Source organism: Exiguobacterium sp. s125 (genome assembly GCF_018618605.1).
Taxonomy (GTDB): Bacteria; Bacillota; Bacilli; order Exiguobacteriales; family Exiguobacteriaceae; genus Exiguobacterium_A; species Exiguobacterium_A oxidotolerans.
The window spans coordinates 92759-112087 of record NZ_JACSMI010000004.1 but is presented as its reverse complement, the minus strand read 5'-3'; the positions used below and the strand labels follow the sequence as shown (position 1 = coordinate 112087).

The 19329-nt window shown below is 42.8% G+C and carries 21 protein-coding genes, 1 pseudogene and 1 riboswitch; of the genes and pseudogenes, 6 read left to right on the top strand and 16 right to left on the bottom strand.

Annotation, left to right across the window (positions count from 1 at the left end; all coding sequences use genetic code 11):
• Positions 1 to 37: 37 nt before the first annotated feature.
• Together KNQ05_RS11480 and KNQ05_RS11475 are read right to left on the bottom strand one after the other, a co-directional pair.
• The gene (locus tag KNQ05_RS11480) at positions 38 to 874 is read right to left on the bottom strand and encodes a formate/nitrite transporter family protein (RefSeq protein WP_088836355.1); all 837 of its coding nucleotides are present in this window, start codon (positions 872 to 874) and stop codon (positions 38 to 40) included.
• Between the two features lie 189 nt (positions 875 to 1063).
• A complete protein-coding gene (locus KNQ05_RS11475) occupies positions 1064 to 1675 on the bottom strand; it encodes a hypothetical protein (RefSeq protein ID WP_157898461.1) in 612 nt (203 codons plus the stop codon).
• Between the two features lie 132 nt (positions 1676 to 1807).
• On the opposite strand from KNQ05_RS11475, the gene KNQ05_RS11470 reads away from it, so the two are divergent.
• Positions 1808 to 2677 (top strand): YitT family protein, encoded by an 870-nt coding sequence (locus KNQ05_RS11470; protein ID WP_088836353.1) that lies wholly within the window; start codon positions 1808 to 1810, stop codon positions 2675 to 2677.
• A gap of 241 nt (positions 2678 to 2918) precedes the next feature.
• The gene (locus KNQ05_RS11465) at positions 2919 to 3527 is read left to right on the top strand and encodes a CHASE3 domain-containing protein (RefSeq protein ID WP_088836352.1); all 609 of its coding nucleotides are present in this window, start codon (positions 2919 to 2921) and stop codon (positions 3525 to 3527) included.
• 89 nt (positions 3528 to 3616) lie between these two features.
• Here KNQ05_RS11465 and KNQ05_RS11460 read toward each other — a convergent pair whose 3' ends face one another.
• The 7 genes from KNQ05_RS11460 to KNQ05_RS11430 form a co-directional block, all read right to left on the bottom strand.
• Positions 3617 to 3991 carry an ArsR/SmtB family transcription factor gene (locus tag KNQ05_RS11460; protein ID WP_353048334.1) on the bottom strand — a complete coding sequence of 125 codons (375 nt, stop codon included), beginning with the start codon at positions 3989 to 3991 and terminating at the stop codon, positions 3617 to 3619.
• Positions 3992 to 4068: 77 nt separating this feature from the next.
• Positions 4069 to 4506 (bottom strand): hypothetical protein, encoded by a 438-nt coding sequence (locus KNQ05_RS11455; protein ID WP_088836350.1) that lies wholly within the window; start codon positions 4504 to 4506, stop codon positions 4069 to 4071.
• A gap of 20 nt (positions 4507 to 4526) precedes the next feature.
• Positions 4527 to 5165: a thiamine phosphate synthase gene (thiE, locus tag KNQ05_RS11450; protein ID WP_214805425.1), complete on the bottom strand. Its 639-nt coding sequence runs from the start codon at positions 5163 to 5165 to the stop codon at positions 4527 to 4529.
• Positions 5155 to 5925, bottom strand: a complete 771-nt coding sequence (thiM, locus tag KNQ05_RS11445; RefSeq protein ID WP_088836348.1) for a hydroxyethylthiazole kinase — start codon at positions 5923 to 5925, stop codon at positions 5155 to 5157. Before thiM ends, thiE begins: the two co-directional genes overlap by 11 nt.
• The gene (gene thiD / locus KNQ05_RS11440; protein WP_214802485.1) at positions 5906 to 6715 is read right to left on the bottom strand and encodes a bifunctional hydroxymethylpyrimidine kinase/phosphomethylpyrimidine kinase; all 810 of its coding nucleotides are present in this window, start codon (positions 6713 to 6715) and stop codon (positions 5906 to 5908) included. Before thiD ends, thiM begins: the two co-directional genes overlap by 20 nt.
• Before the next feature lie 116 nt (positions 6716 to 6831).
• Positions 6832 to 6942, bottom strand: a riboswitch (TPP riboswitch).
• A gap of 61 nt (positions 6943 to 7003) precedes the next feature.
• Entirely contained in the window at positions 7004 to 8278 is a 1275-nt protein-coding gene (locus KNQ05_RS11435; RefSeq protein WP_088836346.1) for a murein hydrolase activator EnvC family protein, read from the bottom strand.
• A 203-nt stretch (positions 8279 to 8481) separates the two neighbouring features.
• Positions 8482 to 9933: a murein hydrolase activator EnvC family protein gene (locus KNQ05_RS11430; protein WP_088836345.1), complete on the bottom strand. Its 1452-nt coding sequence runs from the start codon at positions 9931 to 9933 to the stop codon at positions 8482 to 8484.
• Positions 9934 to 10193: 260 nt separating this feature from the next.
• On the opposite strand from KNQ05_RS11430, the gene KNQ05_RS11425 reads away from it, so the two are divergent.
• Complete coding sequence (locus KNQ05_RS11425; RefSeq protein ID WP_029332666.1) at positions 10194 to 10601, top strand: VOC family protein; 408 nt, start codon at positions 10194 to 10196, stop codon at positions 10599 to 10601.
• A gap of 53 nt (positions 10602 to 10654) precedes the next feature.
• On the opposite strand, the gene KNQ05_RS11420 is transcribed toward KNQ05_RS11425, so the two are convergent.
• From KNQ05_RS11420 to KNQ05_RS11395, 6 genes are all read right to left on the bottom strand, one after another.
• Positions 10655 to 11167 (bottom strand): type 1 glutamine amidotransferase domain-containing protein, encoded by a 513-nt coding sequence (locus KNQ05_RS11420; RefSeq protein WP_088836344.1) that lies wholly within the window; start codon positions 11165 to 11167, stop codon positions 10655 to 10657.
• Between the two features lie 24 nt (positions 11168 to 11191).
• Positions 11192 to 11359 (bottom strand): hypothetical protein, encoded by a 168-nt coding sequence (locus tag KNQ05_RS11415; protein WP_204251418.1) that lies wholly within the window; start codon positions 11357 to 11359, stop codon positions 11192 to 11194.
• Positions 11360 to 11389: 30 nt separating this feature from the next.
• Complete coding sequence (locus tag KNQ05_RS11410) at positions 11390 to 11830, bottom strand: Ohr family peroxiredoxin (RefSeq protein ID WP_088836343.1); 441 nt, start codon at positions 11828 to 11830, stop codon at positions 11390 to 11392.
• Between the two features lie 138 nt (positions 11831 to 11968).
• Entirely contained in the window at positions 11969 to 13312 is a 1344-nt protein-coding gene (locus KNQ05_RS11405; RefSeq protein ID WP_088838425.1) for a hemolysin family protein, read from the bottom strand.
• A 182-nt stretch (positions 13313 to 13494) separates the two neighbouring features.
• A complete protein-coding gene (locus KNQ05_RS11400) occupies positions 13495 to 13977 on the bottom strand; it encodes a DUF456 domain-containing protein (protein WP_088836342.1) in 483 nt (160 codons plus the stop codon).
• A gap of 61 nt (positions 13978 to 14038) precedes the next feature.
• On the bottom strand, positions 14039 to 15244 hold the full coding sequence (locus KNQ05_RS11395) for a DUF2254 domain-containing protein (protein WP_214805423.1): 1206 nt from the start codon (positions 15242 to 15244) through the stop codon (positions 14039 to 14041).
• Between the two features lie 193 nt (positions 15245 to 15437).
• On the opposite strand from KNQ05_RS11395, the gene KNQ05_RS11390 reads away from it, so the two are divergent.
• Positions 15438 to 16922: an aldehyde dehydrogenase family protein gene (locus tag KNQ05_RS11390; protein ID WP_088836340.1), complete on the top strand. Its 1485-nt coding sequence runs from the start codon at positions 15438 to 15440 to the stop codon at positions 16920 to 16922.
• 63 nt (positions 16923 to 16985) lie between these two features.
• The gene (locus KNQ05_RS11385; RefSeq protein ID WP_088836339.1) at positions 16986 to 17375 is read left to right on the top strand and encodes a tautomerase family protein; all 390 of its coding nucleotides are present in this window, start codon (positions 16986 to 16988) and stop codon (positions 17373 to 17375) included.
• Positions 17376 to 17818: 443 nt separating this feature from the next.
• Here the strand turns inward: KNQ05_RS11385 and yidD are convergent, their stop codons facing one another.
• Positions 17819 to 18103, bottom strand: a complete 285-nt coding sequence (gene yidD / locus KNQ05_RS11380) for a membrane protein insertion efficiency factor YidD (protein ID WP_088836338.1) — start codon at positions 18101 to 18103, stop codon at positions 17819 to 17821.
• Positions 18104 to 18204: 101 nt separating this feature from the next.
• Here yidD and KNQ05_RS11375 point away from each other — a divergent pair.
• A pseudogene (locus KNQ05_RS11375) lies at positions 18205 to 19147 on the top strand (quinone oxidoreductase family protein).
• The last annotated feature ends 182 nt before the right edge of the window (positions 19148 to 19329 follow it).

The following is a 19329-nucleotide window of genomic DNA, read 5'->3' as shown; positions in this document are numbered from 1 at the left end:
GGGAGGCGGGAAAACCCGTCGCTACCTTACCTTTTCTTTATGCTTTTTTTTTCGTCGCGATGTTGATTGTCGCAGCTTGTTGTTTTGATTGATCCACTTCTAGCTTTTCTTTATTCAACCATGTGTAAACCATTCCCATGAAGAGTGCTCCACCGATGATGTTACCGAAGAGAGCAGGAATTAAGTTATGGATTGCTCCGGCAAATGAAATCGCCTCTGGGTGAGGTACGACAAGCGCGATTGAGAACAATGCCATATTGGCAATGACATGGTCAAAACCTGATGCGAAGAAGACAGCAACTAAAACCATCATCATCATGATTTGTGCCAATTCATTTTTCATGTTTTTCGGAATGAAAATCGCTAAACAAACCATCCAGTTACAGAAGATTGCTCGCGTAAAAATTTCCCATGTCGAGTGATGGATTTTCGATTCAGAGACAGCGAACAACCAGTTGTTTGCGCCTAACTCTTGAATGATTCCAGTTTGCGAAAAGAGTAACGCGAAGGCAAGTCCTCCGAGACCATTACCAATCAAACAAATCGTCCATACTTTAAACGTATCCATTTTTGTAGTGTATCCACGCATCGTCGCCGTAGTAAAATACATCGTATTTCCTGTAAACAGTTCTGCACCGCCGTAGACGATTAAGACAAGCGCAACACCAAAAGTTAATCCACCGACGAGCGTCATCGCAGCCGATTCATTTAGATAAAGTCCGTTGATTGCTTTGAGTGTAAATATGATAGCAAAACCGATGAATACTCCAGCAAGCATGGCACGAACTAAATATTCGAGTGGACGCATTTGTAGCATTTTAGTTGATTTAACCGCTTTATTTCTTAGCCCTTCTAATGCTTCTACTTCATTCATTGTAGAAACCTCGCTTTCTTCTTGTTCAACACTTCACAATGTTTGTTCACTTATTATCATACTTCCATCTTATAAGATGTTCAACCCCTGCCTACCCCTTATTTAAGGTTTTTACGAAAGAATGACATGTAAACGATACCATTGTGTCAAGTTTGTGAAAAAAGCTTTTTCTTGCTAGATACAACTACTTTACGGGTATATTTTGAGTTGTGAACGGAAGTATTCTAGAAAGGATTTTCGTCTTGATTCAACTAATACATAGTCGTCAATAACTACACGATTAAAGCGGTTAGTGGACGTCGAAGCTCGCTCAATATCGCGTGGTGTATACCCTTCAAAATCATTACGCGTGATTTTAATTTGAAGGATTGATACAGGATCCGTATATTGAATTTCAACTGTCATTACATTAGGAATCGCTAAAAAAAGAGCCAGCGTATGGTGCATGACGAGTTGCGAAAATCGACTTTTGATAAAAGAGGGTGTAGACGGATCAATCCATTCATGATTTGTCCCGACCCATTCTTTTCTGGATTTACCCGTCACTTCATAACGTAAGGAGACGGTAGTCCCTTCAATCTTTACTTGTTTAAGTGCGTCTGAAAATGGAAATCGTTCAATAAATCCTGTCATTGCATTTGTATTTGTAACCGATGTTCCGACATATCGGGTGACCAGTGCTCCATCACGCCACTTATTGTCAGGGGATTCCCTCGAGTAATGCAACATAAAAACGGAACCTGCGCTTAATCCAATGAGCGCACAGCATAAAAATAAAAGGATTTTTTTCAATTCACTCAATTCCTTTCGACCCGCGTCACATTTTTTTTACGATATTTTTCAGTTGAGGGGTTGAATTTAATGCTATATAGGCGTACTCTTGCAGGCAGATACTTTACAAAGGAGGAGCATGAGGATTTCTCATCAATCACAATGAAGACTAAACAAACGAGCAAGAAAAAACGAACAGAAAAAATCAGTTTCCTTTTAATCGGTACACTTCTTTACTCCCTTTATATCAGCCTTTTATTATCTCCAAATGACATTGGATCTGGCGGCATCATGGGAATCACACTTATTTTCCAAGAGTTGTTCAATACGCCTATCGGACTGACCCAACTTGTCTTGAATATCCCGCTTTTCTTACTTGGTTTTCGCTTCTTAAGAAAACGATTCATGCTACTTTCAGGAATTATCGTCCTTATTTCTTCATTTTTAATTGATTGGATTCCAACACAAGTGGTTCCTGAGTCATTAAACGATCCTCTCGTCGCCTCCATTTTTGCAGGGTTAGTTTCCGGACTCGCAATGGCATTAATCTTCTTTGGCGGCGCTTCGACAGGTGGACTCGACATCCTCGGAAAGTTCTTTTATGCCCGCTTTCATAACTGGCCGCTCCCGCGTATTTTTTTAATGCAGGATTTAGTGATCTATATCTTAGTTTGGCTAGTCTTCGACTTAAAACATGTTATGTATGCATTAATTATGAGCTTCGTTCGCGCCAAGGCGTTGCAAACGGTCTATAGTTTTTACTCTGCTTCTAAACAATGTATTATCATTTGTGAAAAAGCAGATGAAATCAACGACGTCATCACAAAAGAACTTGGTCGTGGTGTCACGATTCTCGATGCGCGCGGTGGCTATTCCAACCGGACAAAGAAGATGGTTTATGTCGTCGTACAGAATAATGAAATCGTTCGTCTTCAGGAAATTGTTTCTTCTGTCGAACCTAATGCCTTCGTCACCTTCTCTGAGATTCATACCGTCTTCGGAAATTACAAAGAACATTCCTACTCTTTTTAAATGAACCGCACACGATGAAACGACACCCCCCTGTCATGAGGTGGGTTGTTTTTTGTAAACGAAGGCTGACCCATCATATACGTCTACGTTTGGTATCGCTTCAGGTTTCATCTCAAAATATAAAACGATTGGATCCCCGTAACCAAAAGATGTTCCCCTAAAAAATAGATAACTCTTCACTTTTTGGGAATTAGTGGTTAAGCTAATGACATTACCAGTTAGCTTACGAAGGAATGATTGCATGAATAAACTTTGGCGCTACCGCATCTCTCTCATTCTTTTAGTCAGTTTGTTCGCTTCGATTCCTCTCATCTATGCCTTGACAGGTTATCGTACCATTTCAAAAATGACAGAAGAGATGCACGCCCATAACATCCCGATGATTAAACAGGTCGACCAACTCGTCGAATACAATCGGGATCGGGCAAATGCCGTTCGCGGCCTATTGCTCTATGAAGACGACCGCTACATTGAACAATACTACTTCTGCACGACCAAAATTCATGATTTACGCCGTGTGCTCAATGCTTCGAACGAAACACCTGTACCGATTAAAGATTTATTGGTCCGTAACAATGCATGGGAAAAAGAAATCGAAACCGTTTTCAGCCTTTATGAAACAAACGGTTCACAGGCAGCCACCGCTTTAGCGAAACAATCGACGCAGACCACGCAGACCATTCTTGAAGATCTTGCTCAAGTTAAAGATCAATTGTATACCGAATTAGATCAAGAACTCGAAAATACGGCGCTCGTGACAGCATCCTATAAACGGATGTGCTTTAGTCTATCCATTTTAGCCTTTCTACTCATCAGTGTGACCATCACGTTCTTCCATCGAATCAAATAATCTGTTGTTTCATACGATTAGCTTCGTGAAAAAGCTAAAAAACGCACCGCAGCTCTTTATCGGACTGCGGTGCGTTTTTTATATTTTTCTCAAGAAGAAGCCTTTCCTTCATTCACATGCTCCATTGCCAAATGAACTAACGACGAGACATGATGGTCATCAAGTGAATAATAGACAACTTTTCCTTCTTTACGATATTTGACGAGACCTTGTTTCAATAACGTTCTTAAGTGATGCGAAGCCGTCGCAATCGAACAATCAACTGATGCCGATACGTCACAAACACAAAGTTCTCGCTCGACCGTCAATGCATAAGCGATTCGTAGACGCGTTGCGTCCGATAACACTTTAAACAATTTCCCAATCTCAAGCGTCGGGATTTTCTCAACGGCATGACCAATTTCAGTCGCACGTTTTTTATCGATCGCAATCGTCTCACAGCGTGGTGCCTCCACTGTCTTCACCTCTCCTCCAAACTATTGCACCATCCTAAAACAACAAATGCAAGTAAGATGACTACGATGATTCGCGAGGTGAAGATTCATTTCCGATGTTTTTTTTGGATTGTACGAAAAACTGCCCATCCCCCTAATCGATTCCCGATATCCCAAACGATTCGATTAGTATCGACAGCCCGTACACCGATATCGATGATACTTGTATTTCGCAATCGCTCCTTATATCGATTCGATAGGAAGCGTGGTAACGGTACTTGTAACATCACTCGATAAAATAAATCGAGGTGTGTATGGCCCCAGATTTCCGTAGCGATGGATGCCGTTTTAATCAACAGCGGCCGTTTATATCGTTGTTGGTGTTTGTTTTTTAACAAAACCGCCAATTCAAATGCATAACGATTCGGATAGGGAAACAATTTCCAACCTAAATGATACTTTCCACGGTTGTCGATTCGAATGATTTGTGGTTCGATTCGATACCGAATCCAGCCTCCCCGAAAGCGAATGACTTGCCATTTCACGTACATCACCTCTTCAGTGATTATACCCGGTCTGATACTATTTGACGCGCAGTCTGAACCGCCTCTTTGAACTCTCGTGCCGCACGTTCAATATCTGGTGCTGCGAATAAGGCAGAGACGACAGCATATCCTTCAAGCATCTCGAATAAGTCGGGCACCACATGATGTGTGATTCCACCAATCCCGACGAGAGGAAGGGAAACAGCCCGGCGAATCGCTTGGAGTGTTTCGTTTGTCATCTGACTCGCATCGTCTTTTGTCGCCGTTGAATAGAGCGACCCTACGCCAAGATAAGTTGCCCCGTCTTGCTCTGCTTCGATTGCCTGTTCAACGGTTGAAACAGAAACCCCAATCGTGGCTTCCGGTAACAGCTTACGTGCTTCCTTCAAAGGGATGTCCTCTTGCCCGATATGCAGACCTGCACCGACGATTTGTGCGATATCAATCCGGTCATTGATGATGAGTGGGACGCCGTAACGAGACATCATTTTCTTCAAGTCACTCGCTTGTTCGAGAAATTCTTTCCCTTGCGCCTGTTTTTCACGAAGCTGGACCATCGTCGCGCCACCTTTTATTGCTGCTTCGACCGCATCAATCAAGGCAACGTCCGGGTGAAAGCGCCGATCTGTTACCGCATAAACCGTGTAATCATTCTCCACTGGTCAATACCCCTTTCAAACTTTCTTCTGTAGTTAAGCTGATTGCGTTGAACAACCCCATCCGGAAATCACCAAGTCCCGCTGCTTCATCTGCGACTTCACCCGCTTTTCCCATTAAATACGTCCCATAGGTCGCTGCTTCGAATGCATCATACCCTGCTCCAAGTAGGGTTCCGATGAGCGATGCCGTCATGCAACCTGTCCCTGTAATGTGTCCGAGTCGTGGCGTTCCTACGGTTAGTTTTACTTGTCGCTTGCCGTCTGTAATGAAATCAACCGGTCCCGTTACGACGAGAGTCGTCCCGAGCCGTCCAGCAAACTCATGGACGACTTGAAAATCTAATGTCTCTCCGGAAGCGACATCGACTCCTTTTGAACGTCCGACTTGACCGATGAGCGTCTTGATTTCAGAGACGTTCCCCTTAATGACCGTAAAATGAATTGCTTCGAGTAACTCTTTCGTGAATTGTGTCCGAAGTGTCGTCGCCCCCATTCCGACTGGATCTAAAATAATCGGTTTCTTCAATCGGTTAGCCGTTTGACCTGCCAACAATTGCGACGCTCGTGAAGCTGCGTTCAATGTCCCGATATTGATAACGACAGCATCTGCATGTCCAACCATTTCCTCGACTTCTAGGATATCTTCCGCCATGACAGGTGAACCCCCGAGCGCAAGGGTCATATTGGCACACTCATTAATCGTGACCGCATTCGTTAAATGATGAATTAATGGTTTTTTATCATGAATGGTTGTAAGCATCCGTTTCCCTCCAAATGTCATAAAAGTGATGTGTCGGTCCGATTCCGTTCCCTAAGGCAAATCCATGCCGGATTGCTTCAGTTACGTACCGTTTAGCATAAATCACGCTATCCTTCAGGGAATCTCCCAGCGCAAGACGTGCCGCAATCGCGGAAGACAATGTACATCCAGTACCATGTGTATGCTGGCGTTTTAATCGTGCCTCCTGAAACAGATGATGCATCCCTTCCGTGTATAAAATATCCGAGGCATCCGTACTTTCAAGATGACCGCCTTTTAACAGGATAGCGATATCTCGTTTTTGTGCGAATTCCGTCGTCGCCAGCTTCATTTCATCAATTGTCGAAATCGCTTGCCCTAACATGCGTTCCATTTCCGGAATATTCGGGGTCGTCAAGGTTGCAAGCGGCATTAAATGCTCCATTAATGCTTGTTCAGCATATTTCCTTAACAGCGCATGCCCCCCTTTTGCGACCATCACGGGGTCTAAGACGACTGGTCCCTGATAATGTTTCAAACATTTGGCAATGACTTGAATCGTTTTTTCATTCGAGACCATCCCAATTTTAACGGCATCTACACGAATATCGCTAAAAATCGAGTTCAACTGGGCTTCGACAAGCGTTGGTGATACATCTTCAACTGCTTGTACGCCTAACGTATTTTGCGCTGTGATAGCAGTAATTACACTCATACCGTAAACCCCAAGAGCAGAAAAAGTTTTTAAGTCGGCTTGAATTCCAGCTCCACCACTAGAGTCTGATCCAGCAATCGTCAGTACATGTTTCATCGATAGACCTCACTTTCTATGAGAGCACAAGGAGAAAGCGGAACGAAAAAAAGCGCCGTCCGCTGTAAAAAAGCAGACGACGCCATGAAAAACCAACGAGTGTGGTCACTTATTCATGTCTTCAATCTCAACTTTCCTACGCTGGTATTATCCAGATCAGGTGATAGGGTCGAAAACAGAATGGTTTTCCTCTCAGCCAGATTCCTCCAGCTCCCCTAGTTGCTCATGATTTAAATTTCTCTTTCACTGTAGCATAGCGCCATAAAAAAAACGAGCCGAAGCTCGTTTTTATAAGTATGCTAATGGATTAACTGTGTTAGCTGGTCCTGTCGCACTGTATTGGTAACCACCAATATGCAATTCAAAATGAAGATGTGCGCCCGTCGAGTTTCCCGTATTTCCGAGCGTACCGATTTGTTGCCCTTGCGAGACCGTTTGTCCAGCATGAACTGATAATGAATTCATATGCGCGTAAACTGTTGTATACACTTTCCCATTCAAGAAATGTGAAATCATCACGTGATTTCCGTACGGTCCACCGCTTCCTGCTGTGATGACCGTTCCTGAAGCTGCTGCGACGATTGATGATCCGACTGACCCTCTAAAGTCGACACCATTATGGAAAGTATACCCATTCGCACCACTCGCTGGTCCGAATCCTTGTGAAACACTTCCTGACGCAGGGCGAACGAACTGCGCCGAACCACTCGGAACACTAGCGACTGGCGTAGCACTTACGACCTTCTTAGACGTCCCGGCGTTGTTTTTTTCCGCCGCCTCCGCCGCCTTTTCCGCTGCCGCTTTTTCAGCTGCTGCCTTTTCCGCTGCTGCTTTAGCTGCTGCCTTTGCTGCCGCAATCGCACGTTCTTGCGCTTCTAATGTCGCTTGAAGTTCTTTCGCATTCAGAAGTTTTGTCGTAAATTTTGTTTTACCTTGACGTAATTTTTTTAAGGTTGCACTACGTGCTTTCATTTGCTGTTTGAGTTCCTTTTTTTGAACCAAAAGGGCTTCTTTTTCTTTCACTCGCTCTTCCTTTTTATCCACAAGCGTCGCTTTAGCATCAGCTAATTTTTTTTGCGTTTCAAGGTAAGCAGAAATCATCTTGTCATCTTGTTCAGCAATTTTTTTCCCTGCCATCACACGACTAAAGAGATCGCCAAGATCTTTCGAACCAAAAATGACTTCTTCCCATTTAATCGAATTCCCATCATTTTCTTGAAGCACACGAAGGCGGTCTCCTAACAGCTCTTCCTGGCGTTTTAACATTTCTTCATAATGGATAATGTCTGCCTCAAGCTCTTCAATTCGTTCATTCAACTGACGAATCTGTTTATTTTTTTCTGAGACACGAAAAATATTTTCATTGATTGCTGCATCAATCGCATTGATTTGACGTTGCTCTTTTGAAATTTTAGATTCTTGTTTTTTGATTGATTTTTCTAGTTTACGTTGTTCAGCTGCATTATCTGCTTTCTTTTCTTTGATTGTAGCCGCTTGAGTGATTGGGGTGTTCGTCAATAATAACGTCCCTAATAGTACGGTAGAAAATAACTTTTTTAGCATATGTGAGTTCCTCGCTTATGTATGAATTCGATTTTTGAAGTCCTGTTCCGTAGTGAAACTATCTGAAATTGATTATAGCACCGTAATAGTTTCAGAAAAATTTCATTTACATTTCAAATGAAAACGTTATTTTGTAATATAACAACTAATTATTCAAACTGTATAAAAAAGAACCTCTACAATGTAGAGGTTCTTTTACGATTTTATAACATTGACATAGGATTAACACTATTTGCAGGGCCTGTTCCGCTGTAGATATACCCACCGACATGAATTTCGAAGTGTAGGTGTGGTCCAGTCGAGTTACCCGTGCTACCAAGTGCACCGATTTGTTGTCCCTGGCTGACACGTTGTCCTGCACGCGCATTCAATGAACTCATGTGCGCGTAAACCGTCGTATACGTTTTTCCGTTCAATTGGTGAGCAATCATGATGTGATTTCCGTAAGGACCACTACTAGAAGCCGTAATGACAGTTCCTGTTGCTGCTGCGACAATTGGTGTTCCAACCGGTGCACCAAAGTCGATTCCATTATGGAATCCATACCCATTTTCACCACTTGCTGAGCCGTATCCTTGTGTAGTCGCACCACTTGTCGGATGAATGAACAATGCTGAAGATGCAGCTGGAGCCGGAGCTGGATTCGGTGCTACTGGTGCTGGTTTTGGTGTTACAGGCGCTGGTGTCGGCGTTGATTGTTTTGTTGAATTCGTTGTTGCTTTTTGACGCGCTGCTTGTTTTGCAGCTTGCTCGGCTGCCGCTTTTTCTGCTGCAGCTTGCTCAACTGCTGCCTTTTCTGCCGCTGCCTGATCGGCTGCTGCTTGTGCTGCTTGAGCTTCAGCACGGGCTTTTGCTTCTCGTGCTTCTTGTGCTTTGCGCTCTTTTTCAATCCGTGCTTCACGTTCACGTGCCGCTTTTTCTGCCGCGATTGCTTTTTCTTGCGCAATCAAGATTTGTTGAACTTCTTTCGCGTCCATCAACTGTGTCTCAAATTTCTTTTTTTGCTTCTTAAGTTCTTTAATGCGTTTGTTTCGTTCACTGATTTGTTGTTCGAGCTCTGCCTGTTGACGCTTTAATTCTTTTTTCTCTGTCACAAGCTTTGCTTTTTTATCTTTAAGTTCTGCTTGGGCATTCGCTAATTTCTTTTGCGTGTTCTGGTAATCCGTAATCATCTTATCATCTTGTTGTGAGATGGATTTCCCCGCTAGCACACGGCTGACGAGATCTCCGACATCTTTCGAACCAAAGATGACTTCTTCCCATTTAATCGAATTACCATCATTTTCTTGCATGACACGTAAACGATCGCCGAGCAATTCTTCTTGACGTTTCAGCTTGGCTTTATATTTTTCGATTTGCTTACCAAGTTCGACGATTTCAGCTTCTGTCGCCTTGATTTGACGATCTTTTGCTTCGACGGCAAACATTTTTTCATTCAATGCTTCGTCTAAACGATTCACTTCTTGTTGTGTCTTCGAAATTTTCTCACCTTCGTGATTCACAGAAGACTCAAGATTTTTTTGTGTATTTTGGTTTTCTTGTTGCTTTTGTTCGTTTTTAGCTTTTTGTTCACTTAAATCATCTGCTGATGCAAAATAAGGAGTTGATGAAAGGACAAGTGCGGAAACGATGAGCGACGTAAACGTTTTTTTCATGTAGTATTCCCTCTTTTTCTCTATAATTTTATTGTAGTCAAAAGTATGCTTTATTTAAATTTCATTTTAATGTTTAAATTTTATAAGAACGTTTTTGATTATAGCATTCATTTTGCCTCTATTATATTTCAGTGAGATTTCATTTTGTATAAGTTTATTGGTTAATTATGTAATACGATGAAGCTCCTTTAGTGAAAATACCTGCGCGTTGCACCTTGAGGGAAGTTTTGGCACACTAGTGGTGTAAGGGAGGAATTATAGTGAAACTTGATCATACTGGAATTGCCGTCCGTGATATGCAAGAAGCCATTACTTTTTATACAACAATTTTAGGAGGGAAATTAGTCCGTGAATATTCAAACCCCGCTCCAGGCGTGGCATCGAATATCGCTGTCATTGAATTTGAAGATGCACACATTGAACTACTGACACCAACAAGCGCTGACAGCCCAATCGCTCGTTTCTTAAAACAACGTGGTAAAGGGGTACATCACATCGCTTACCGCGTTGACGATTTAGATCAAGCGATTCTCGATGCAAAAGAACAGGGACTTACGTTCCTCGAAGATACGTACCGGTCAACGCCTTTTGGCCGTCGTTTGATTTACATGAATCCGAGGCATTCACATGGGGTCATCACTGAGCTTTGCGATTACCCAAACGCTTAACGCAAAAACAAATCCCCTACACGACCTGTGAAGGGGATTTGTTTTGCATGAACTTATGCGAGCTTCGCTAACATTTCACGGTTGAACGCCGGAATATCATCTGGTTGACGACTCGAGACGAAGTTATCATCGACGACGACTTCAGTGTCTTCGAAATCAACCCCAGCATTTTCCAAATCGATTCGGATTGATTTATACCCTGTCATCTTGCGCCCCTTAACAATTTTAGCGTTAATCATTAATTGTGGACCATGACAAATCGCGAAGACTGGTTTCTTCGACATATCGAACTCTTCTACGAAAGAGACAAAACGTTCGTCTTCACGTAATAAATCTGGTGAAAATCCACCCGGAATCAACAGCGCATCATAGTCTGCCGGTGATGTTTGATCAATCGTGACATCAACAGAGACTTTTGCATCTTCTTGTTTACCAACGAGTTCTGCACCTTTTTCTGAACCGATGACTGTCACTTCATGACCTGCCCCTTTTAATGCGTCGACTGGTCCTGTGAACTCGACATCTTCGAAATGGTCCGCGAGTACGACTGCTACTTTTTTACCCATTAAAATCATCCCCCAATGTCTATATTACTTATCTTGTCCACGATCGCGAGGTGAAATCGGATCATCCGGCATAGCGTTCTTTCCTTCAAGAATTTCCTCTTGTTGCTCGGATGACAGTTTGCGTTCTTGTTCAGTTAAACGCTCTCGCTCATCTTCTAACTTTTCGTTTGGACGGTCAGTTTCTTTTGGCATACTGATTCCTCCCGTAAAAAAGAATAGTTTTTATTCGCTTAATGCTTCTACCACTTTTACCGATAAATCAACATCAATATTTCCGCGTGTCGCTTTAGAGTACGGGCAGAAACCATGCGCTTTTTCAAGTAATTCTTCTGCTTCTTCTTGCGAGACGCCGACAACTTCTACAACAAGTTTAGCTGCGATTTTAACGCCGTTATCTGCTTCGTCTTGTAAAAGACTCACTTCCGAGTTCGTCCGTGTTTCGACACGTTTTTTTGCTTGGCGTGCCATTAAATTATATGCACCATCGAAACATGCCGCGTATCCTGCCGCGAATAGTTGCTCTGGGTTTGATGTCGGAATATCTTCTTTACCTTTTGTACCAGGCATTACTAAATCTAAATTAATGACGTTATCGTCAGAAGAGACTTTTCCATCACGGCCCCCTACTGCCGCCGCGCGTGAAGTAAGAATTGTTTTAGTCATGAAATAGAACCCCTTTTCCTCTGGTTTGAGTAACTTTTTTGCCACATAAACAGTAATACCACTGACTGCCCGAGTATAAACAAATTCTCTACGCCTTTTATCAAGAAAAAAACAAGGTCACCCTGTGGGCGCCTTGTTTCACATGATTTCTTCTTCAGTTGGTGTAGTGGATTCTTTTTCAGGGAGTTGTAGATAAATCGATTTTACTTGGTGATTATCGACTTCCATCACTTTGACCGTATAGTCTTCATAACGGAACTCTTGACCGCTCGACACTTCCGTATCTTGCGCCATCACCCAACCACCGATTGTATCGATATCTTCTTCCTCGATTCCGAGGTTAAACCGCTCGTTCAAGTCATCGATTAGGACACGTCCAGAAATTCGATACAGTCGCTCATGAATTTGTTCGATGTCGGCCTTCTCATCTTTATCGAATTCATCACGAATCTCACCGACAATTTCTTCTAGTATGTCTTCCATCGTGATGACGCCGGCAGTACCACCATACTCATCGATGACTAACGCCATTGGTGTTCGTTCGACTTGCATTTTCAACATCGCATCTTGTAAAGGAGAATACTCTGAAACAATCGGCAAATTATGCACGTAATAACTTAACGCCTTCCCTTTATTCGCCATATGATCGGTGAACAGTTGCTTCGCATTGATGAAACCGAGGATTTTATCCTTGTCCCCTTCCTCTGCAACCGGATAGCGTGTGAACTGATATTCTTCGACAAGTGCGATGATTTCATCCATCGACGCATCATTGGAGATGGTAATCAAATCTGTTCGCGGCAACATGATGTCTTTTGCGATCCGTTCGTCAAAAGAAAAAATGTTCTGCATGTAAGACAGTTCAGTCTGGTTGATTTCACCACTCTTATAACTTTGTGTCATGATGATTTTAATCTCTTCTTCCGAGTGTGCTTCTTCATGCCCTGCCGGCTCTACACCGAACAAGCGCAAAAAGACTCGCGCTGATCCATTTAAAATCCAGATGAATGGCTTCATCACTTGACCAAACCAGTAAAGGGGTGGTGCAAGCAACATCGTAATCGCTTCTGTTTTTTGGATTGCTAACGATTTTGGTGCTAATTCACCTAACACAACATGAAGGAATGTGACGATTGAAAAGGCTAAGACAAACGAAACAATCGTAGAAATTGAATCGGGTAACGCAATCTCTACGAAGAGCATTTCCAGGATTGCACCTACTGTCGACTCTCCTAGCCACCCTAGACCAAGTGCTGTCACCGTAATCCCTAATTGACACGCTGATAAATAATAATCGAGGTTTTCCAATAATTTTTTGGCGATGACCGCTGTTTTATTTCCCTCTGTAATCAATTGATCGATTCGAGACATCCGCATTTTCACGACCGAGAACTCTGCCGCTACAAAAAATGCTGTCAAAACAATTAATAATCCAATAATGAGAAGCCTGATAATAATCGTTGTTGTGTCGAATGTCTCCATTGCATGTGTACTGTCCAATCGTTTCCCCAAGAGAAGGGGATTCACCTCCATTTAATTAAGCTCAGCTTGAGCTTTTGCGTAAAAAAGAAGCTTTTATAAAAATAAGCTTCTCCTCTTTTTCATATTCATACTATAACGGAACTTACACTAAATGTGTACTTGAAGCAACCTTTGCTTTTAGGTCAAACAATGTACAACATAAAGACGACAATCATTAAGAGCATGGCAATCCCTTTTAATAATGCACTTGATAAAATGCCTAAAACCGTTCCGATACCAATCGCCATTGATTCATTCCACGTCTTTTTACTGATGATTTTTTCTGTTAAGATTGCGAAAACAAACGGGAAAATCAACAGACCCACACCAGGAATAATGAACGGTCCTGCAATCAATCCGACTGTCGTTGCAATTTTAGCCGCACGTGACCCACCACGCCGATCGACTGTGTAAGAACTTACTAAATAGTCAAGCGTGAATAATAAAATGATAAATACCGACTGAATGAGCCAAAAACTAATCGTTAACTCGGTAAACCCGAAACCAAATCCATATATCAAAAAACCGATGATGAGTAACGGTGCACTTGGAATGATTGGATAAACAAGTCCTACAAAACTAGCTATGAAACAGACCGCAATCAGAATCCAAAGTAAAATCGTCATACATATCTCCCACTTTCTTTGTTCTCTCCTCCTAATTTACGTACAAGACACGAATTAAGTTTCAAGCAAGCGCTTTTTCTAAGACCTTTTCTAGATGCACACGATCCCAGTCATTCAGAGAAGACCAATCCAATTCTGAACAAACAAACGGGATAAACGTCTGAATTGTTGCCCGATGTTCGGACAAAGCATTTCGTTTCGCGCTCTCGAGTGACTCTAGCATCGTTGCAAGCACAGAAATATCTTCTTGTCCGTAGTGTCGCAGTTGATAAAACGTCTCGTATAGTAATTCCGAGAAAGTAACGCGTTTAACGATGACAGAGCCTTCGTCGCCGATTAACAGACTGCCATCCGGAAGCATCGCAAAATTGCGTAGCAGGTCACCGATTTGTCGAAGCGCGTGTCGCGCCGTATTCGGGTCGTTAATCCCCGGAGAAATTGCGCGTAAACCGACTTCAGATAACTTTTGGATGACAAACGTAAAATCTTGCACGGAAGAACGTGTTGGTCCAATGATGATTCCGGATTCCACACCTTCTTCGTTTGCAGTACCAATCGCTTGTCCTTTTGTCACGTAACTCCCAATCGTGACATCGACTTGAATATTCATTCCTTCTTTCGCCAATGCACCGTAATCAAGCAATTGCAAGTAACCAGACTCTGATGCGACGATTGGATATTGTAGCGAATCATAACCATCAGAAATAAAATGATGTTTTTCCGCTTTCAAATTATCAATTTGTTCCTCGATTAATTGACTGCCTTCCCGGTGCAAACGATCCAGTAATGTCGTCACACGAATCGATTGGCTAACGATATGGATGAAAGCAACGAAAGCAATGATTGAAATTAAGACGACGAGAACAGCAACGGCAGAAGCAACGACACTTCCTCGTAAAGAAGGACGAACGAAAAACAACATCGTAATCGAATACGTAACTGCCCCGATAAAGATTCCGAAAATATGTTGAACTTGTCGATTTTCGATGAAGTTCGGTAATGTTCGTGGTGAGAACTGTGATGAATAGGTCGTCAAGACGACTAAGATCGTCGAGAAGGTAAACGTCATCATCGTCAACAAACCAGCGAAGACAGAACTATGAATCGTTCTTCCTAAATCGAGCGTTGTTTTCCAATCGTCCGGAAAGTAGTTTTTTAAATATAAATCAGTCGCGAGGACACATGCCGTCAACAAGGCACCACCTACCCCATATAACAAGGGCCACCACCAGTTTGTCTCTTGATAAATCAGCTTCAATCGCTTCATCAACCCAACTCCATTCTTGATATATTGCTATATTTTTTAATTCCTGTTTCTTCATTTAGTGAAACCTTTATCATTCTTCTTTTTCAATAAAAGCTGAGTCACTTTATTTTGTGAAAGTGTCAGATTGTGTTTTACTTCTTTTCATAACGTGAATAACTTAATTGTTATCAAAAAGAATTGGAGATGAAAAGTCATGAAACAGACAAACGAGAACGTTCTGAAAACTGATTTCACAAAAATCTTCATCGATGGTCAGTGGCGCAAAGGCGCAAGTGACAGCAACATGGAAAATACGAATCCTTTCACAGGGGAAACACTATTTGAAATTTCAGCTGCAAACAATGACGATTTGGACGAAGCTTATCAAGCAGCGAAAATCGCTCAAAAAGAGTGGGCAAAAACACCGGCTCTTAAACGCCAAGGATTGATTGAACAGTTCTTGAAAGTCATGTACGAAGAAAAAGAAACCATCATCGATTGGTTAATTAAAGAATCAGGTAGTACACGAATTAAAGCTGAAGGTGAATTCCTTGCTTCCGTTTTAATCGTTAAAGAAGCAGCAACGTTCCCACTTCGGATGCATGGTGAAATTCGCCCATCTGTCGTACCAGGCAAAGAAAATCGCATCTACCGCAAAGCACTCGGCGTTATCGGCGTCATCAGCCCTTGGAACTTCCCGTTCCACTTAGCGGTCCGCTCGATCGCAACGGCAATCGCAATCGGGAATGCAGTCGTCGTCAAACCAGCGACTGATACACCCGTCTCAGGTGGGTTAATCTTCGCAAGCCTGTTTGAAAAAGCCGGTCTTCCAAAAGGTGTCTTGAACGTCATCGTCGGTCGCGGTTCTGAAATCGGCGATTCAATCGTTGAACACCCAGTTCCACGTTTAATCTCATTCACAGGTTCTACTGAAGTTGGTCGCCATATCGGTGAACTTGCTGGGAAACACCTGAAGAAAACTGCATTGGAACTCGGTGGTAACAATGTCTTCGTCGTTCTTGACGATGCTGATCTCGATCGTGCCGTCGAATCTGCTGTCTACAGCAAATTCTACCACCAAGGTCAGATTTGTATGTCAACGAACCGAATTCTTGTCGCAGATTCGATTCACGATGAATTCGTTGAAAAATACATTGCTCGTGTTAAAGAACTACAGTTCGGCGATCCATCAAAAGACCGTACACAAGTCGGTCCATTGATTAATCAATCACAAGTCGATCGTATTATGGAAGATATCGAAAAAACAAAAGCTGCAGGTGCTACAGTTCGTGTCGGTGGTGAAGCAAACGGGAATGTCATCGCACCAACGGTCGTGACTGGTGTAACGAACGATATGCCACTCGCTAAAAACGAAATCTTCGGACCTGTCGCAGTCATCATCCCGTTTAAAGATGACGAACATGCGCTTGAACTCGCAAACTCACTTCCATATGGTTTAAGCGGTGCCGTTCATGGTTCTTCAATCGAACGCGCGACTGAATTTGCGCTTCAAGTTGAAACAGGAATGATTCACATCAATGATCAGTCGGTCAACGATGAACCACATATGCCGTTCGGTGGCGAAAAAGACTCAGGTCTTGGTCGTTTCAACGGTGAATGGGTACTCGAAGAGTTCTCAACGGTTCAATGGGTATCTGTCATGCACGAACGTCGCCAATACAAACCATTCTTCGAATAAAATAAAAAAAATGCGGGCATTGCCCGCATTTTTTTTACATACTATTTAAAAGGAGTGTTACTAATGCCACTATTACGTTTTGATGTGATTGAAGGACGAAATGAAGAAGAGTTAAAGGTGCTCCTCGATACAGCGCATGATGCGATGGTCGAAGCTTTTGATGTACCGGAACGCGATCGTTACCAAATCGTTCACACGCATAAAGAACACGAGATGATTATTCAAGATACAGGACTCGGTTTCGAACGGACACGAAACCTTGTTTTGATTAGTGTCACGAGTAAATCGCGGACACAGGAGAAAAAACAAAAACTCTATCGCTTACTCGCGGAACGACTTGAAGCAAACTGCGGTCTCGCACCAAGTGACTTGATGGTGTCAATTGTTGAAAACGATGCCGCTGACTGGAGTTTCGGAATGGGCGAGGCACAATTCTTAACCGGAAAGTTGTAAATTCCAAATACCTTATTTCATCAAAAAAGCCCTAATTCCTAAAATGGAATTAGGTCAACGTGTAGACAAACTCTTATGAAGCGTGAACATGTTATAACGAGAGGCAATCCGTTCGCGCTTTCCTGTCTCGCCTCGTCTTTAAAGCGGCAATCTTCCGCGCCACTACAGCAAAGCTGCAGGGTCGCGACCGATTGCTTTTCGCTTTATAAGCGATTCGAGACGGATTGCGCTCTAAACCGTCTGCATGACTGGATTTCCGTCACGCTATTCCCTAAAAAGCGTCACGTTTCGTTGACTCCTACGGGGAAAGCAACGAAAAAGACGCTTGATTTCCCGATAGCACATTGTTTACACGTTGGCCTAATTCCTAAAAGGAAATTAGGTCTTTTTACTTGTATGAATCATCCATCTCAACCGTTCGCATGTAAAATCAGAGACCGCTCTCAATCAACCGTTTCTTCATCATTCTCTCGTTCTTTTGGATTCTCTCGCTGCAGCGGTGCTTTCCAACTAAACGTTTCCGGAACAAAGTCGAGTCCACCCGGGTGGAACGGTTGGCAACGTAACAGGCGACGTGTCGTCAAGTATCCACCTTTCATGGCACCATGCTGTTCAATCGCTTCTTTTCCGTAATGCGAGCACGTCGGATAAAAGCGACATGTCGCCGGCTTCATCGGAGAAATCACTTTTTGATAGAAATGAATGCCACCAAGCATAACTTTTTTCATAATACTTCACCCTCTTTTTTTCATTTTAACGCATTCCTGCACTTATATCAGTTTAGATGATCTATAGTTAAATCCATTACTACTAAAAGGATGTGTTTCAGATGAAAGCTCTTACGTTCAGTTCATTCGGAGATTCCTCCGTCCTCACATATCAAGAAGCTCCAACTCCCGTTATTCAATCTCATGAGGTTTTAATCGAAATGAAGGCAATCGGTCTTAATTTCGCTGACATCTATCGCAGAAAAGGTAATTATCACTTAGAAAGAGCCGCTCCCTACATTTTAGGATATGAGGGTGCTGGTATCATCACTCAGATCGGGGAAGACGTTTCCGGACTTAACGTCGGTCAGCGTGTTGCCTTTGCCGATGTACCGAATGCGAACGCAGAACAGGTTGCCGCTCCCTGACGAGATTTCCTTTGAAGTCGGTGCTTCCCTGCTCCTACAAGGATTGACAGCCCATTACCTGACACGTGACAGCTACGCGATTCAACCACGCGATCTTGTTTTGATTCACGCAGCAGCTGGAGGTGTCGGACAACTGCTGACTCAAATCGTTCATTCGCATGGAGCCGTTCCAATCGGGCTGACCTCTTCCGAAGAAAAAGCACTCATCGCAAAAGAAAATGGTTGCGAAGAAGTTTTTCTTTATTCGGACGACTGGGTTGAGCAAATTCTGACAGTAACGAATAATCGTGGTTTCGATGTCGTCTATGAATCCATTGGTACAACATTAATGAACAGTTTTGACGTCACAAAAGTAAGAGGAACCGTCGTGTTTTACGGAATGGCCGGTGGAGATCCCGTCGCAGTCGACCTCCGCTTTTTAATGGATACATCAAAAACACTTACAGGCGGTGATTTGTGGAATGTTCTCACATCACGTGAAGAGCGGATTCGACGGGCGGGTGAGCTGTTCAGTTGGGTGATTTCAAATCAGCTCCATGTATCTGATCCAACTTCATTCCCACTCGCTGAGGGAGCACGTGCCCATGATTATCTTGAGAGTCGAAAAAGTACAGGCAAAATCCTCTTGATTCCTTAAAGACGCTCGTTTTTTGAAGCACGTCTCATTTTTTCCTACATTAAATACTATCTCTTTTAAAATCAATCACAATCAGTCATTACAAAATAGTAAAGATTTGATTAAATGAATTGCTTTCTATTCTGAAAGAGAGTAAAGTAAATCTCATCAAAACCGAAAACTCAAATAAGTTTTAAGTTTTC

Coding starts and splice junctions, on each gene's coding strand:
- KNQ05_RS11470 (WP_088836353.1), top strand. CDS start 1,808: ATGAAGACTAAACAAACGAGCAAGAAAAAACGAACAGAAAAAATCAGT.
- KNQ05_RS11420 (WP_088836344.1), bottom strand. CDS start 11,167: ATGGGTAAAAAAGTAGCAGTCGTACTCGCGGACCATTTCGAAGATGTC.
- KNQ05_RS11395 (WP_214805423.1), bottom strand. CDS start 15,244: ATGAAGCGATTGAAGCTGATTTATCAAGAGACAAACTGGTGGTGGCCC.
- KNQ05_RS11465 (WP_088836352.1), top strand. CDS start 2,919: ATGAATAAACTTTGGCGCTACCGCATCTCTCTCATTCTTTTAGTCAGT.
- KNQ05_RS11435 (WP_088836346.1), bottom strand. CDS start 8,278: ATGCTAAAAAAGTTATTTTCTACCGTACTATTAGGGACGTTATTATTG.
- thiM (WP_088836348.1), bottom strand. CDS start 5,925: ATGCTTACAACCATTCATGATAAAAAACCATTAATTCATCATTTAACG.
- KNQ05_RS11410 (WP_088836343.1), bottom strand. CDS start 11,830: ATGACTAAAACAATTCTTACTTCACGCGCGGCGGCAGTAGGGGGCCGT.
- KNQ05_RS11400 (WP_088836342.1), bottom strand. CDS start 13,977: ATGACGATTTTACTTTGGATTCTGATTGCGGTCTGTTTCATAGCTAGT.
- KNQ05_RS11390 (WP_088836340.1), top strand. CDS start 15,438: ATGAAACAGACAAACGAGAACGTTCTGAAAACTGATTTCACAAAAATC.
- KNQ05_RS11430 (WP_088836345.1), bottom strand. CDS start 9,933: ATGAAAAAAACGTTTACGTCGCTCATCGTTTCCGCACTTGTCCTTTCA.
- KNQ05_RS11405 (WP_088838425.1), bottom strand. CDS start 13,312: ATGGAGACATTCGACACAACAACGATTATTATCAGGCTTCTCATTATT.
- KNQ05_RS11480 (WP_088836355.1), bottom strand. CDS start 874: ATGAATGAAGTAGAAGCATTAGAAGGGCTAAGAAATAAAGCGGTTAAA.
- KNQ05_RS11385 (WP_088836339.1), top strand. CDS start 16,986: ATGCCACTATTACGTTTTGATGTGATTGAAGGACGAAATGAAGAAGAG.
- yidD (WP_088836338.1), bottom strand. CDS start 18,103: ATGAAAAAAGTTATGCTTGGTGGCATTCATTTCTATCAAAAAGTGATT.
- KNQ05_RS11415 (WP_204251418.1), bottom strand. CDS start 11,359: ATGCCAAAAGAAACTGACCGTCCAAACGAAAAGTTAGAAGATGAGCGA.
- thiD (WP_214802485.1), bottom strand. CDS start 6,715: ATGAAACATGTACTGACGATTGCTGGATCAGACTCTAGTGGTGGAGCT.